The 13,987-nt window shown below is 40.8% G+C and carries 18 protein-coding genes and 1 pseudogene; 1 reads left to right on the plus strand and 18 read right to left on the minus strand.

All coding sequences use genetic code 11. The annotated features are described in order from the left end of the window. Positions 1-218 precede the first annotated feature (218 nt). The 17 genes and pseudogenes from ABLV90_RS01835 to ABLV90_RS01915 form a co-directional block, all read right to left on the minus strand. A complete protein-coding gene (locus ABLV90_RS01835; RefSeq protein WP_460872016.1) occupies positions 219-800 on the minus strand; it encodes a M23 family metallopeptidase in 582 nt (193 codons plus the stop codon). Between the two features lie 209 nt (positions 801-1,009). Beyond that, positions 1,010-1,490, minus strand: a pseudogene (locus ABLV90_RS01840) (nucleoside hydrolase); the annotation flags it as partial. A 170-nt stretch (positions 1,491-1,660) separates the two neighbouring features. After that, positions 1,661-1,801 (minus strand): hypothetical protein, encoded by a 141-nt coding sequence (locus tag ABLV90_RS01845; RefSeq protein WP_460872017.1) that lies wholly within the window; start codon positions 1,799-1,801, stop codon positions 1,661-1,663. 22 nt (positions 1,802-1,823) lie between these two features. Then, entirely contained in the window at positions 1,824-2,072 is a 249-nt protein-coding gene (locus tag ABLV90_RS01850) for a hypothetical protein (RefSeq protein WP_460872018.1), read from the minus strand. Continuing rightward, the gene (locus tag ABLV90_RS01855; RefSeq protein ID WP_460872019.1) at positions 2,029-2,232 is read right to left on the minus strand and encodes a hypothetical protein; all 204 of its coding nucleotides are present in this window, start codon (positions 2,230-2,232) and stop codon (positions 2,029-2,031) included. The genes ABLV90_RS01850 and ABLV90_RS01855 overlap by 44 nt, the downstream gene beginning before the upstream one ends. Beyond that, on the minus strand, positions 2,233-2,418 hold the full coding sequence (locus ABLV90_RS01860; RefSeq protein WP_460872020.1) for a hypothetical protein: 186 nt from the start codon (positions 2,416-2,418) through the stop codon (positions 2,233-2,235). Then, complete coding sequence (locus ABLV90_RS01865; RefSeq protein WP_460872021.1) at positions 2,403-2,705, minus strand: hypothetical protein; 303 nt, start codon at positions 2,703-2,705, stop codon at positions 2,403-2,405. Before ABLV90_RS01865 ends, ABLV90_RS01860 begins: the two co-directional genes overlap by 16 nt. A 197-nt stretch (positions 2,706-2,902) precedes the next feature. Next, positions 2,903-3,028, minus strand: a complete 126-nt coding sequence (locus tag ABLV90_RS01870) for a hypothetical protein (protein ID WP_411773959.1) — start codon at positions 3,026-3,028, stop codon at positions 2,903-2,905. Positions 3,029-3,890: 862 nt separating this feature from the next. Next, the gene (locus ABLV90_RS01875) at positions 3,891-5,624 is read right to left on the minus strand and encodes an N-acetylmuramoyl-L-alanine amidase (protein ID WP_460872022.1); all 1,734 of its coding nucleotides are present in this window, start codon (positions 5,622-5,624) and stop codon (positions 3,891-3,893) included. Next, complete coding sequence (locus tag ABLV90_RS01880) at positions 5,624-5,920, minus strand: holin (RefSeq protein ID WP_392436364.1); 297 nt, start codon at positions 5,918-5,920, stop codon at positions 5,624-5,626. The genes ABLV90_RS01875 and ABLV90_RS01880 overlap by 1 nt, the downstream gene beginning before the upstream one ends. Before the next feature lie 544 nt (positions 5,921-6,464). Next, a complete protein-coding gene (locus ABLV90_RS01885; protein ID WP_411773961.1) occupies positions 6,465-6,617 on the minus strand; it encodes a hypothetical protein in 153 nt (50 codons plus the stop codon). Beyond that, on the minus strand, positions 6,607-8,976 hold the full coding sequence (locus tag ABLV90_RS01890; protein ID WP_460872023.1) for a phage tail protein: 2,370 nt from the start codon (positions 8,974-8,976) through the stop codon (positions 6,607-6,609). The genes ABLV90_RS01885 and ABLV90_RS01890 overlap by 11 nt, the downstream gene beginning before the upstream one ends. 18 nt (positions 8,977-8,994) lie before the next feature. Beyond that, positions 8,995-9,228, minus strand: a complete 234-nt coding sequence (locus ABLV90_RS01895; protein ID WP_411773963.1) for a DUF2977 domain-containing protein — start codon at positions 9,226-9,228, stop codon at positions 8,995-8,997. Then, positions 9,228-10,184: a hypothetical protein gene (locus ABLV90_RS01900; protein WP_460872024.1), complete on the minus strand. Its 957-nt coding sequence runs from the start codon at positions 10,182-10,184 to the stop codon at positions 9,228-9,230. Before ABLV90_RS01900 ends, ABLV90_RS01895 begins: the two co-directional genes overlap by 1 nt. Beyond that, positions 10,171-10,512, minus strand: coding sequence for a hypothetical protein (locus ABLV90_RS01905; RefSeq protein WP_460872025.1), 342 nt, complete (start codon positions 10,510-10,512; stop codon positions 10,171-10,173). Before ABLV90_RS01905 ends, ABLV90_RS01900 begins: the two co-directional genes overlap by 14 nt. A gap of 14 nt (positions 10,513-10,526) precedes the next feature. Continuing rightward, complete coding sequence (locus tag ABLV90_RS01910) at positions 10,527-11,408, minus strand: phage tail domain-containing protein (RefSeq protein WP_460872027.1); 882 nt, start codon at positions 11,406-11,408, stop codon at positions 10,527-10,529. A gap of 109 nt (positions 11,409-11,517) precedes the next feature. Continuing rightward, positions 11,518-12,105, minus strand: a complete 588-nt coding sequence (locus ABLV90_RS01915) for a hypothetical protein (protein WP_460872028.1) — start codon at positions 12,103-12,105, stop codon at positions 11,518-11,520. Between ABLV90_RS01915 and ABLV90_RS01920 the strand changes: the two genes are divergently transcribed. Further along, positions 12,071-12,709 (plus strand): hypothetical protein, encoded by a 639-nt coding sequence (locus ABLV90_RS01920; RefSeq protein ID WP_460872029.1) that lies wholly within the window; start codon positions 12,071-12,073, stop codon positions 12,707-12,709. The genes ABLV90_RS01915 and ABLV90_RS01920 overlap by 35 nt on opposite strands. A 117-nt stretch (positions 12,710-12,826) precedes the next feature. On the opposite strand, the gene ABLV90_RS01925 is transcribed toward ABLV90_RS01920, so the two are convergent. Then, positions 12,827-13,984, minus strand: coding sequence for a hypothetical protein (locus ABLV90_RS01925; protein ID WP_460872030.1), 1,158 nt, complete (start codon positions 13,982-13,984; stop codon positions 12,827-12,829). Positions 13,985-13,987: the final 3 nt, after the last annotated feature.

Consider the following 13,987-nt stretch of genomic DNA (forward strand, 5'->3'; position numbering starts at 1 on the left):
ATGTGTGTTTCCTCTATAGATGTTCCATCAATAATAAAGACTGCTTTATTTTATCGTTTTTATGGCAGTTATTTGTGACGACTCCTGCGGGAAGAGCACTAGCCGAAGACTACAGGCTGAGGCTGTGCCCGCGGAAAGCGTGCACAAAAAAACTGCCAACAAAGTCGCATACTTTGTTGACACTCTGAGCTTTGGCAACATATTACCAAAGCTTTTTATTATTTTTTATATAAACTTTTTTCGCCATCAGGCAGTTTTTCTACAAATGATTTAGGATCTTCAGCATACGTATTACCAACGCCACCATTCATTCTTTGGAAATGAAGATGAGCGCCTGTAGTTTGTTCACCAGTATTTCCTGAAAGTGCAACGACATCGCCGCCTTGCACTTTGTCACCCACTTCAACCTTAAAATCATTTAAATGCATATACCACTGATGATACTGACCATTTGATTCCGAAATTTGTAAGACTTTCCCACCTAAGTCATTATTAAATGTACGTGTTACCGTACCATCTGAAGCAGCTTTTATAGGCGTATCTTCTGGTAAATGATAATCTATACCGTAATGTTTGCCATCAAAATTACTTCTCTCGTATTCACCAAATGTTTCTGTTTCTCTACTTCCATCAAATAACATGCTAAATGAGTTGTCACTATCTTCATCAGCCTCGTTACTACTTTCTTCAGTAAAAGTTTTATTCATACTGTCTTGAATGTCGTCTATGTTAATAATGAGTAGTGTTAACGGAACTATAATAATAATAAGTAAGACAATTGTTTTTATCGTATTTTTCACTATTCAAATCACCTTTAATATATTTAAGTTGTGATATATTAGTATACTTTTTATAGTTTTGATACGCTAATCATACAGCTTGGACAAGGCTCATACTTTAGTTTGACGTAACTAAAAAAGTCATCGTATATCGTTTATACAATGACTTTTTTCACTACTCTAATCTTATTTTAGATTACACTTCTTAAATTTTAAAATTACACATTGCATTAAGCACTATAACTTCCAAGCATATTTTCCATCAGTTTCCATACGCTTTCAACATCCACTGCAGTAGCAAAATAAGCATTTTTTTCTTTATCTGTAATATCATTTAAATCGACTGCCATCGTCCCATATGTAAGCGGACTTTGATGTTCAATATCTATGTGTGTATGTTGCATCGTAAACAAATCTGGTTGTAATAAATACAAGATAGTACAAGCATCATGTATTGGACCGCCATCCATATTAAAATGTGTTTTGTAAGTTGCTTTGAAAAACTCCAAAAGTTCAACGACAAATTTAGCAATTTGATTGTCGATTCGCTTAAATCGATTAATCACTTCATCCGTTGCCAATACTTGGTGTGTAACATCTAGTCCAAATACATTAATCGTCACTCCACTATCAAAGACACGTTTAGCCGCTTCAAGCATCTACCCAAATATTGAATTCCGCGTTAGGCGTCCAATTACCGAATAACACACCAAAACCCCCACATATGCCACGCCTGGCCTCAGCCCTAATTCAAATATAAAAATAAGAGCCTAACCTCATTTGAGGCTGGGCTCTTTTATTGCTCTTTTAGAATTGTATCAGAATATTCATATAGCGTCATAGCTTTTTGAAATGTTACGTTTTCAAGTTTAACCTCGCCCTTACGTAAACGAGTGATAAGTGAACGTTGTAGGCCTGTTATAGCTTGTATTCTGTTTGCTCGGTACGTTTGACTCTAACACTTGATTTATACGCTCTGTGAGTCGCTGAGTAGTGTCTGTGTTGATTTTAGTATCAGTCATCGCCTGCACCTCCTAGTCAATATTATTGTGTCCAGCCCTCGTCAAGGTCTAGTTCGTCTGCATGTTGTGTTGCATAATCATCTAGTTGTGACTGTAGTTCGTGTAACTCGTCTGCGTCAGCACCTTGACTTGCTCTTTCTTTCATATGTTTTATTAATCCGTTATATTGCTCCTGTATATATTGATTATCTGACATGCCTTGTTTCATGTCCTGTTTCTCTGTATTTTCATTCTCGTGTGATGGTATGGTTGCTCGGCGCTGTTTGTTCATTATCAGCTTGTTGTGTTGGCGTTTCATTTGATTGGTTGTTCTGTTCATTTGTTTGTGCGCTATCGTTGTCGCTTGATTTAAGTTCTTTATATGCGTATAACCCTGTTAAGCTTAGGGCTATGATTACCGTTGCTGTTATAAAGCCGATGAAGAATTTCATTTATCCTATATCCTCCCATGTTAAGTTTAGCTCTTTCATTACTTCTTTGATTTCCTCGTCAAGTCTGTCTCTCGTTGTCGGGTCGTTCGACTCTTCCATAATCTCTAGTAGGCTGAGAAGTAAGCCTGAAAACACTGCATGTTCTTTTTTATCCATGTTCTTACCCTTTTTTAGTTTTTCCGACATTGGCTTTTATAGTGTGCCTCGCCTATTCTACTTATATTTTTACGCATTTCTTGTAAGGTTGACTCATCTATATAATTTTTCCATCTCAAAGTTTCAGTAATTGACCATAAAGCATGTTTTTGTGTAGCAACACCAAAATCCCCCTTTTGGAATTTGCAACTTATTCCGTACCCTTTACCCCCTTTGCGTATTTCAAAATCTAAACCATTACAACTTAGGCTCATGTGTTTGTTGTCACCACTGTGTTCTAAATTAAAATCTTTAGCAAACTTCTTAATGTTTCTCATATTCTTACTCCTTTTTATTTTCTGTCCATATATTTAAAATGTACTTTCCTGATTAACTTGATGATTTCGGGGAAAAATACTAATACAACACATATAGCAATTGTAATAAGCATGATATGTTGAAACCTCCCTGAGAATGTAATATAATAAATTTTGAAAAAGGGATAGCCCGAATTAACGGGCTTTGTAACAATGGATTATTTTTCATCTTGGTTGTTGTGCTTTCGGTCTAGATAACCGAGGTGCCACAATCTAAGTTGTTTTATTAACGCCGGTATTCGGAGCGCAATTCCGAACGCTAGCGTTTTTATTATGTCCTCCACTTTTACACCCCCTTTTTCAAGAGAGTTTGTAAGGCGCTTGATTACCTTACAAAATTCATTATACAGACTTTGTACCAATATCGCAACATATTTTATACATTTTATGCAAAATTCCTGCGTTGCCACCCATTTTTAAGGTGGAAAATAGACAAACCCCTTGCGCCTCTAATGCTAAACCCATGCGTTGCCCAAAACACCCCTAAAAAATATTCCCAAACTTATAAAAATACGTGTTAGGGAATAGCCTATGTAATAATACACTTTCTATATTCCCTATACTCTATTTTTTAACTCAATAGGAACTTTTATGGAACCAGGGCAACGATAGACCTTAAAGTCAACGGGCTGTTGGTGTTTACCCGTTGCCCAGGTTAGAAATTCAGGGCAACCAAGTGGAACCAGGGCAACGCCTCGAATTCGAGATGATTTTTAGGGCAACACACATATTTATGCACAAAAAATGTCTGTTTTGCATATATTATGAATATATTTTGCATAAAATAAAAACGACCTATGAACGGTCGCTTGAATAATTTGAGTGTAGGAATGAGAGATAACAACCTAAGAAACACAACACAGCCATGTAGATAGCCCCTAGCATTCTCTCTATTCCTAATGTAACTGTAAATAGTAAAAAGATTAGAGCTCCCAACCCTAACGCTTTCATTAATTCCCTTAAATGTAATAACAAATTTATCCCTCCGAAAAATGCTTACTTTTCCATTCTATACAAATTTGAATATGTGGTAAACGTTATTTTTCAAAATTGAACATAAAAAAATAGGGCAAGCACAAACCAAAGTGCCTACCCTAAAACATAATATAGTATTAATTAAGTGAATTGTATTTATAATAACAAATTTTAGTAAATTTCAACAACCCTTAGACGTTCATGCCACACCCAGCCGTTATTGTTAGAGCTGTAAACACGAGCCCAACCGTCCAAGATTTCAAATATATAGAAATCGTCATAGCCTGCTTGATACGTTTCATTTGTGAGGTTCCGGCTGTAGTTGCCTTTACTTCCTGAACGTTTTGCAATCGTAGCGCCGTAGTAATCGAGTTTACTTCTAAATTTCGCACTACGACCCCACTTGATTGTATCTGGTGGAATACCTCCAACTCTTAACTTGCTAGCTTGTTTCGCTTTCTCTTTTTGGCTAACGGCCTGCTTGTCAGCCTTGTCGTGTTTGCTGTCGCCACCTGCTGGCTTGTAAATCTCAGTAATGCGTAAACGCTCATGCCAAACATAACCGTCATTGCTAGGGCTGTACACGCGCGCCCACCCGTCACGTATTTCATAAACATAGAAAACGTCGCCCTGTCCGTATTCTTCGCTAGTCAATGTCATGACATTATTATGATTAGGCTTGCAAATTGTAACGCCCTCATTGTCTGCGACTGCTTTGAAATATGCCTGATTTGACCATGTAAGGTTTTGAGGCGGTATCGTGTTGAGTTTCAACGCTTTGCCTGATTTCTTCTCTTTAGGCTTAACTGCGCCGATGTCTGCAAGGTCGACACTGTCGTCAGCAAAGTCAGGGACGATAAAGTGCGTTAAGCCTGAGTAGTCATCGACTCTTAGCTTAGGCGGGCTGTTTGCTAAAGTATCAAAGTTCTGCTCTAATATTGTGAATGTCTCAGTACCGCCTGAGTTATCCCACACTAGGCCTGTATGCCCCCATTTGCTATAGATGCCCTCTGTATATACAGCAATTGCTGTTACAGGTGGTATATAGTTTTGCGTGTTCTCGACAACTTTCCAGCCTTTAGGCATAACATTATTGATAAGGTCTTTTGCGTTGCCCCAAAATCTGACACCTTTTGTGACATGATGTACAAAATCAGTAATAACATCGACACATTGATATGCAAACTCGTCGTCAAAATCAATGTATTGGCCTTTCATACTGTGCATGTACTCAATAGCCTCTTTCAGATTGACATGCGACTGAGGTGATTGCGTCGGTTTTTCTTTTGTCGGCTCTTTGACCTCATCGGGCATGTTGTCATCTTCTTGCACACCGCCGATGTATTTGTTCACTAGCTTATCAAGATTGCTGATATTGCGGCTGTAACCTGCTGCCTCGAGTAAGTTGCCAGGGTCAACCTTACCTGCTTGAATGTCTTGGTGGCCTGGCATCTCTGTTTTGTGGTCTATCTTCCAGTAGTCGCAAAGATAAGCCAAGATACGCGCTAAGTTATCAAGTGACTTTTTAGAACGTGCTTTATCTGTGAAATATGACCCCTCAACGCCAAATGCGGCATCGTTTGAGTCTAGGCCGTACCAATTATTATCTGTAACGGCGTTATAAAGCACATGCCATGCTTTCTCTGTAACAGGTATGCAAATGATTGCCTCTTTGTCATCAACGAAAACATGCGCACTCGCTACAAGCGCCCAGTCGATGTTATATGAGTTTCTGTAATAGTCCACATTGTTTTGTGCTGTAGTGCCTTTATTGCCTGTATCGTGCGCTACAGCAAAGGCCGGTGTACCTGTTGTGAGCTGTTGCCCACTGCGTCTTGTGCCAATCGGCAATAAGTCGAAATATACATCTACGCCGTTCCATTTACCTATATATTCTCTTGCCATTACTTAACGCCTCCGCCTCCGATTTTATTTACGTTTTTGCCCTCACGTTTCTTGAATGTTTCCCAAATACCAGTTGCCATTAAGCCACTGATTAGACCAGCTAACAATCGACCTCCAATAGACAATTCTGAAACTATTTCAGGAATGAAAGTTGTTACACCGCCAATGACTACACCGACAACCATGCCCGCAACGGGCAGCCAATTTTTAGGTACTACATTCAATTTCTTTAATACTTGAACTAATGCGATTGTGATAACTGAAATCACACCCGCAAATGCGATAATTTGTTCCATTTATAAAAACCTCCGTTAATTTAAAATAAAAAGGCCACCACTATAAGTGATGACCTAACTGAAATGTTAGCCGCAATGGTCAAACCAAAAACACGTCCAAAAATCAACGCCGCCTAACGCTAAACTGTTAAATATATCTAACATATACTCACCTCCTCTCAGTGCGGCACTGAGCTACAAGCCTGCCCACATTCTCAAGCCCGCCCATGCTCGCTGAGGTTAGTATCGTAATAATTCCGCTTATAATAAGCCAAGATAAACGGCTAAACCGCTTTTTACTTTCTTCTCGCTCTTTGTTGACTGCATCAAGCGTGATATTCATTTTTTGATTTGTTAGTTCTTGCGAGTGTTGCCCTCTCTCAATTTCGCGTAATGAGTCGTTTATCTTCTCAATAGAGTCTCGAAAATGCTGCCTGTCCTCTTGCTCGCGTATCTTCGATTTTCCGAAAACGTTTATCATTGTATCGGTCTTTGTCCTCCAGAATGTGGACTCTACGCTCAATATCTTTTGTTTCTACATCTGCCAAAGTTACACCCGCCAATGCTACTCGTCGTTATAGTCTACTTGCGATTTGTACGCCTCTAATTCTCTATGAGTCGCCTCTAGTTCAGTCTGTAACTGCACTGAGCGTTGAATTTCTTCAAATAGTCTGTTTTGTAATACAGCTTTCTCAATATCTTGTTCATTATTTGCCATTAGTTAATGCCTCCAATTTTTCGTTTAATTGTTGAATTGCTCTAAATGAGTGGGCAAGCATGTCGTACAAGTTAACGCCCTCACCGTCAATAAAGTTTTCAGGCGTTTTGTAGTTATCGCCTATTACTAAACCATAATGCTTTTTATCATTACTGTTATTTTTATAATTAAATGTATACAAGTCTGTCTCTTTAGAGATTACTGACAATGCGTCATCTTCCCATTGATTGATATTTTCCTTGTATCTCTCAAGCGATTTGTTGTTAAAACCTGAGGCCTGAACTTCTTTATATATAGGGTTTCCGTTGTTATAGCCGTTCATATCAGTAACTCTCAAAGCACCGTTTACACAAGCATATAAATTAGTATTTTTTGTCAGCCAATCCCCTTGAAAGCCTGCGCCGTAAAAGTACCCTGAGCCTATGTCCCCGTTATCATTAGTGGCGTACACAACAGGCAACTGTTTAGCAAATCTTATGCCCGACCCCATTTTTGTACCTGAGCCTGTGAGGTTTCCATACAATAAAGCCCCGTCAGTTTCTAGTGCGCTCGGATTGTCTTTAACATAGAACTGAAACTCATTTACGCCCATTCGGGTATTTGAAAAGGGTCTCATATAGACTGAATATTTATTGCCGCCTATGTTCACCGTGTCATCTGCCTCAATGACCATTCTGTTAGAGTCAGACCTTAGAGCGACAACGCCAAGCCCTGACTGTAAGGTCACACCCCTTGCGTCGCCCCCGTAAGTGTAGTCGAAAAATTCTAATGTACCTGATGCCTCTCGAGGGTTGCCGTCAAGGTAGGTAGATATTCCGAAATCAGAAACGTAGATAGAACGGTCATTGTCGTTGTTCCTAAATCTTAAATGACCATCTTTAAATCTTGTAAAAACGTTATTCGTAGATTGTTCACTTTGCCATGTACGCTTATAAGTACCGTATAAGGTCATTTCGTCGTTTTGCATAGTGATATATTTGTCGCCGTCGCCGCCGACCACATTGACAAGGTTTGCATCTAAAGTGCCGCCTCTGATGTAATCGGCGTTCAATGAGCCTGCAGTAATCAAGTCGGCATTTATCTGACCACGTGTGATTGCATTGTGAAACGTTTCGCCCCCGTCCTTGCTGACACCTAAACCGCTTGAGTTGAGCAGCGTCACATAGTTAGGGTTGTCTTTATCAACGGCCATGATGCCTTGTTCACTGAATGACAGCTCACTTGCTGTGTCCATTAGCATTTGAGTTGACTCTTTGATAGCTGCAGGCAGCACAGACTCTTTTATTTTCGTACGTCCCGCAAGCAAATCATTCATGTTAGATATTGCACCCGATTGGGCTTGCTTGTATCTCGTCTCACGTTTAGGGTCGCCGACCACGATTGACTGCTTAATAACTTTATGGTGAGCGTCACGTGTTGTTTTAATCTCTTGTATTCTCAGCAATCTATTAAAGTTGATTGTTTCATCAATAACGGGTATCTCGTCACCTATCTCGGGTTGTGCAAACGGGTAATTTTTACCAAGCGTTACGAAATCAAGCTCAATACTCATCTTGAGTGATTGCTCAACTTGTTGCCTCATCATATCGTCCATAAGGTCTTTATCTGTCACACGTCCGTCAGTGACGGGAGGAGCCTCTCTGATACCGAATAGCTCAATCATCGGGCTTGTCTTGCCTTGAGGATATTCCAGCTTATAGTTAGCCGCATGTAAGTTGTCAGCCCCGTCATAATCAAAATAACCTTGAACATAGGTATAAAAGTTTGTTGCGTCCTCCTCAAAACTGATGTCATTCGCGTTGAGTTTCTTAGAAATGTAATAAGCTGGACGACGCGAAATGCGTTTGCCCAGCCTAAATGTTTTTGAAGATGCTACATACTGAAACTCAAAGCCGTAACGGTCTAGCCAATTGAGGAGCATTTCAAACTTGCTTTGCCCGTCGCCTGCATTTTCCCATTCCTTAGCGTATACGCCGTCTAACAACGTGTAGCTGTACGGTGTGTCATCAAATATCAAGTTTAAGAAGTCAACGCCTGTGCGGCTCCCTGTGATATTCTCATACACCCTGTGCGTTTCTAAATAGTCGAACTGTGCCTCTTTAGCTGTGATTTGCACGACCCGCTTATCTTTATACGCTTTTCGGTTTGCAATAACGACAACATAAACCATGTCGTCAGGTTTGCCTGTGACGTTCTCTACTTGCCATAGTTTAGAAATGTCATTAATAAAATGCGCTGTTTGGTCGTTTTCAATCACGTTGAAAGTCAGCATACCGTCACCATTCATGCGCACTGTGTGATTAGTAACGGTTTCTACAGGATAGGCTTTCCCGTCTAAGTCTTTAAGAATTAAAGCCATTTAATCACCTGCCTCTATTTATTCAATCTCATGACTAGGCTCAAAGTCAGGATTGACTGTAATTTTACCGTCTTTATAAAGAAAATAACCATTTTTAAAATCAGTCATAAAGTTTTCAGGTGCTACGTCGTAAGATACGAAAATACCCTCGTCGCCTAGACCTCCGACAATTGCATATTGAGTTATTTCATCATTTGCATTAACTTTTATGTTTAGCTTGTCATTGATATTGCCCTCTGTGTCTATATTCATTATTTTACACCTACAATCTTTTCTATTATTACAGTGCTATCTGAGGAGCCGCCGCCGCTGAATGTATAACTAGCCTCATTTGTGATAGTTAAAGTAGTCAGGTCTGTCCTAGCGATTGCCATTTCATAGGCTTTCGCGTTTGAGGCATCATTGTAAACATTGTTGACACTAATAACAATCCCGTCAGAGTTTTGAGCCTCAAAAATTTTAGTCTGTTTTCCAGGTGTTGCATTGAAAGAAACAAGTAAATACTCGAATTTATCATAGGGAGCCGCAAGTGAAATGGTTGAGTCTACACCTGAGGCACTGCCTTTGAATAACTCGACTTTAGTGCCGCCTACAGGCTCCCATTCTTTCCACTCTTTATAATATCTTTTCACAAACTCTTGATTTGAGTTGTAAGGTCTAAATCTAATATGTTTTAAATTATCATAGTCACTGCGGACAGAAACCTCTGAAAAGCCTGCTGTTGAAGATACAGGCAAGTCTATTGGCGTGCTTGTCGTGTAGTGAAAACCTGGCTCTAAAGCGTGCGGCTTGTCGTAATCGTCGGCCAATGAAATTGTTTCATGAGCGCCCTCATCTGTAGTGAGTTTGTATTTTTGCCAATTGCTAGTGTCGATATTTTGAAAATCTTCAATCGCCGCAATAGCTGCCTGTTTGGCACTATCCACCTCAGCAAGTGCTGTATCTTGCTTGTTAGTGAGTTTATCCATTGAGTCATTAAATAATGCCGTCAGTTCTTCCGTTTTACCTTTAAGCGCTGCCGTACTATCGCTTATTTGACTCTCAGCCTCTTGCTGTGCTTTATTAATTGAATTTACGGCGCTTTGTTCCGTTTGTTTAATATTGCTCTCAGATTGGCTCTGTGTGCTTTCTATGGACTCGATAGCTGAGTCCTTTGTAGATTGCACCTCTTGCGTGATGTTTTGTATTTGCTTTTCATAAGCGAGCAACAATCTCAGACAACTCATCTTTGAATGGCTCGAACGGGTCTAAGTCAATCTCGTTGAACGGTTGCCACTCACCATTTACAAAACCGTAAACACGCTGCTCGTCAATAACTGTAATGAGTGACTTGTCAGCCGCTTCACTTGGCAAGTCTGCAGCCGTCTGTACTGGCTCAAGCATTTTCATTGTGTTAGCGTCTTTGATTTCTTCCCACATGTCCTCACTGATGCGTCTGTCGGTTTCATCAACCAAACTGTACAGCTCATCATAGTTATCGTTGTGATTATCAAGGTTTTTCAGGTCTAATGGTGTGGTGATTTCTTTTCTTGCCATATTGTCATGACCTCCTATAAGTAGTAAAAACGACACTCGACCTCGATAGTCAGGTCATAAGTGCCGTTAAACATTAATTTGTTTAAGCCCTCTTGTAATTCAGGCATTTTGTAATTTGTTGCGTTTAATATGCTTAAATCATTATTGAAATAGCCGCCCATTTCATAAGTGACAGTGTCGCCTGCGTTGATGTTGGCCTCTGAGCCGTCAATATGAATGTCAGTGTCGTTAAAACCGAATTTTATCGTGTCGTCTAAATCTTGATTGAATTTAAGCCTTAAAATTAAATGCTGGTTAAATTGGTCGATAGGTACATCGCCGATATTGTATACATCGAACTCAGTGCCTGTGTTCACATCGAACGTGTATTGTCTTGTAGCAGGGTCTCTACTCAAGCCCATGCCGTATGACCATATAGGGTTTTTTGTGTAATGCAAACCGTCACGCTCTAAGTCTATTGATGTGCCTATGCTTTCAGCAAATGGCAGCTCTGTCGTATGGAACGCTAGCTCACCTTTGCCTTTAGCATTATGCTTGTTTTGCTCTATCTCAGTAGCGCCTGAAAGCCTTACAAGATAACGTTTGCCTGTGCTGACCTCATTCTCTGATTGCGTCTCATCAAATACGGTATCTTTGCCGTACTGGTCAATTGATACTGCGTTTGAGTTCTTCACATCTTTGAATGTATAGCCTGCCACTTGTGGCCTGCGCATTTCTTGAATATAAAAAGGCTCAGTTTTAGTCGTTAATTTATACATTAAATCTCTGAATAGTGGATAAGATGCCAAATTCTGACCTTGAAATGAAAAAGGAACGCTAATATCGCGCCCCTTGTATGTTGCCCCCATGTCAAATGAGCCGTTAAGCCCTTGTATGTCACGGGTTTCCTCCTCCATTTCGATACCACTAATCACAACGTCAGTAACGTCCACGCCGTACTCACCTAATGTGAATGAGTCGCCGTTTTGTCGTGTGATTTTTAGGTCGATAGGTCACACCTCCTTATTAGAATGATAATACCTCGCCGTCACGTGCGTTTACGCCGTTGACTTTAGCTGTCAGAACTTCGTCGTCAGTGTCTAGCTGTATGCGTAAGTTCATTGTGCTAGGCTCAGCTTTGACTGTTGTCGTATGGTTTGCCGTAACATGACCGCGTGTAGATAAGTTGTTTAATTCGCGATTAATGCCTTTGACTGCGGGTCTAGCCTGTAAGTCAGGTCTGAATCCTTGTGTCATTTGTTGTGCAATTCTTCCTGTATCGCGAACAACTTTCTTGCCGCGGTCGTTTAAGCCTATCTGCATACCTTGCATTGTGTATTGTCCGATTTCTTTAAACACTTTAGACGGTGAATGTATGCCTAGTAATGACTTAGCGCCCGCAACTGCGTCGCCTACAACGCCTTTAGCTGCACTTATCAATTTACCGGCCATCTGTTTAACACCGTTTATCATGCCTTGAATCAAGTCAACACCTGCTGACACCATGTCGCCAACGAATGACTTGGTCGCACTCACTGCGTTTGATACGCCTGATGTGACTGCGCTGACTACATTGCTCATGCCTGATGTGACTGCACTGATAATGCCGCTCATTGCTGATGTGATAGCGCTTAGAACATTATTCCAACCTGATGTTACTGTGCTAACAATATTTGAAATGAATGAGCTTATCGTGCTAACGATTGACGACCAAATGCTTGATACGGTTGACGCAATCGAGCTTAGAATTGATGAAATCGTACTCATCACATTATTCCGGCCGCTTGATACCGTACTAACGATATTTGAGATAAAGCTAGAAATCGCACTCACGATTGACGACCAAATGCTTGATACGGTTGACGCTATTGAGCTTAGAATTGATGAAATCGTACTCATTACGCTGTTCCAACCGCTCGACACGGTACTGACAATGCTTGAGATAAAGCTAGAAATCGCACTCACGATTGATGACCAAATACTTGATACAGTAGATGCAATCGAGCTGAATATTGATGATGTTGTGCTTGATATGCTCGACCACGCTGAGCTTACTGCGCTTACGATACTTGAAACGATAGAGCTTATCGTGCTAACTAGCGACCCCCAAATTGAGGACGCTATGCCGACCAATCCTGACCACATAGAGCTTGCTGTGCTAGTGATAGCCGACCAAATAGAGCTTAATATGCCAACTAGCCCCTGTACTACGGCTTGAATACCTGAAACGATACTCTGCCAAATTGAGGAGGCCTGACCTTTAAGCGCCTGCCAAGCTGTTATAGCATTTTGCTTAATAGAGTTCCACAAATTCATAAGCCAATCTTTTAAGATATTAAAGATGTTCTGTGCTTGCTGTAACAATGGCCTGCCAAATATTCTCGCCTGCTGATTTAATCGTCTGCCAAGCGCCTGACCAATCGCCTGACAAGGCTTGAAGTAGCGCTGTAATCGTACTAACGACAACCTCCATTGCGACTGTTATGACCATTTTGATAAGCTCCCAAGCAACCTGCGTTGCGGCCTTAATGGTATTCCACGCTTGCCGCACGATTGGTGCGATTAAGTTTACCGCCGTCTCTACGACAGTTACAATATCCTGCCAAGTATTTTGGAATATCGGCACAAGTGGTGCTACGATTTCTTGTATTCTTGAAATCAATTGAGATACAAATTGCACAATAGCCTCGACGGCTTGCATTACTGCATTTTTTATTGCGTTCCATGCGTCTATCATTTGACCTCTTAGCTGCTCTGAGCTAGTAAGTAGTGCTGCGAATATGCCTATAAGCGCTGCTACTACGCCGATTATAGCCCACACTGGAGCTGTAACTGCGCCAAATGCAGCCGCTAGAGTTGATAGCATACCTTGAACTACTGTGCCAATGCCTAGAAAACTAGAAAATTGTGATGCTAAAGGAATGATAACCTGTATCACAAATTGAATTGCTGGCCATAATGCCATAAATGCGCCCGCAAGTGAAGTCACAACGCCGATTAATACGCCGATGACTGGGTGCGTTGCTGTCAATTGAGCTAACCACTCGGCAAATGCGTTTGCGACTTCTAGCACTTTAGCTCCTAGTGGGGCTAACGCTACGCCAATATTGACTAATACTCTAATAATATTGCCTATTAGGCTGATTAATACAGGGCCATTTTCTTGCACATATTGCACAAATTTTTGGAAACCGTCTGACTCAGCAATCGTCGCGCTCCACTGCTCGAAACGGTTGGCCATTTGAGCTAACGACTCAAATATAACCTGTGAGTTAGGCGCAAATGCTTTCATTAGGTTGAATATGCCCTTAAATGTTGAGCTGAATATATCGCCAATGATAGGCAAGTTTGTTTTTACAAAATTTGTGAAATCTTGAATGGCTGTGCTGCCCTCGACACTTGTCGCCCACTCATTGAACGATTTGCCCATGTTTTCAAAGCCTTTAGATATCCATTCAGTCAGTGGCGCAAGATTAGTTAATACTGCGACCAAGCC

This window comes from Staphylococcus sp. 2S1 (assembly GCF_046721335.1).
GTDB classification, from domain to species: domain Bacteria; phylum Bacillota; class Bacilli; order Staphylococcales; family Staphylococcaceae; genus Staphylococcus; species Staphylococcus equorum_A.

What these genes read in the sequence shown, in the direction of transcription:
- ABLV90_RS01845 (WP_460872017.1), bottom strand. Translation starts at nt 1,801, where the DNA reads ATGACTGATACTAAAATCAACACAGACACTACTCAGCGACTCACAGAG.
- ABLV90_RS01850 (WP_460872018.1), bottom strand. Translation starts at nt 2,072, where the DNA reads ATGAACAAACAGCGCCGAGCAACCATACCATCACACGAGAATGAAAAT.
- ABLV90_RS01855 (WP_460872019.1), bottom strand. Translation starts at nt 2,232, where the DNA reads ATGAAATTCTTCATCGGCTTTATAACAGCAACGGTAATCATAGCCCTA.
- ABLV90_RS01860 (WP_460872020.1), bottom strand. Translation starts at nt 2,418, where the DNA reads ATGTCGGAAAAACTAAAAAAGGGTAAGAACATGGATAAAAAAGAACAT.
- ABLV90_RS01865 (WP_460872021.1), bottom strand. Translation starts at nt 2,705, where the DNA reads ATGAGAAACATTAAGAAGTTTGCTAAAGATTTTAATTTAGAACACAGT.
- ABLV90_RS01875 (WP_460872022.1), bottom strand. Translation starts at nt 5,624, where the DNA reads ATGGCAAGAGAATATATAGGTAAATGGAACGGCGTAGATGTATATTTC.
- ABLV90_RS01880 (WP_392436364.1), bottom strand. Translation starts at nt 5,920, where the DNA reads ATGGAACAAATTATCGCATTTGCGGGTGTGATTTCAGTTATCACAATC.
- ABLV90_RS01885 (WP_411773961.1), bottom strand. Translation starts at nt 6,617, where the DNA reads ATGGCAAATAATGAACAAGATATTGAGAAAGCTGTATTACAAAACAGA.
- ABLV90_RS01890 (WP_460872023.1), bottom strand. Translation starts at nt 8,976, where the DNA reads ATGGCTTTAATTCTTAAAGACTTAGACGGGAAAGCCTATCCTGTAGAA.
- ABLV90_RS01895 (WP_411773963.1), bottom strand. Translation starts at nt 9,228, where the DNA reads ATGAATATAGACACAGAGGGCAATATCAATGACAAGCTAAACATAAAA.
- ABLV90_RS01905 (WP_460872025.1), bottom strand. Translation starts at nt 10,512, where the DNA reads ATGGCAAGAAAAGAAATCACCACACCATTAGACCTGAAAAACCTTGAT.
- ABLV90_RS01910 (WP_460872027.1), bottom strand. Translation starts at nt 11,408, where the DNA reads ATGGAGGAGGAAACCCGTGACATACAAGGGCTTAACGGCTCATTTGAC.
- ABLV90_RS01920 (WP_460872029.1), top strand. Translation starts at nt 12,071, where the DNA reads ATGCCTGATGTGACTGCACTGATAATGCCGCTCATTGCTGATGTGATA.
- ABLV90_RS01915 (WP_460872028.1), bottom strand. Translation starts at nt 12,105, where the DNA reads ATGAGCGGCATTATCAGTGCAGTCACATCAGGCATGAGCAATGTAGTC.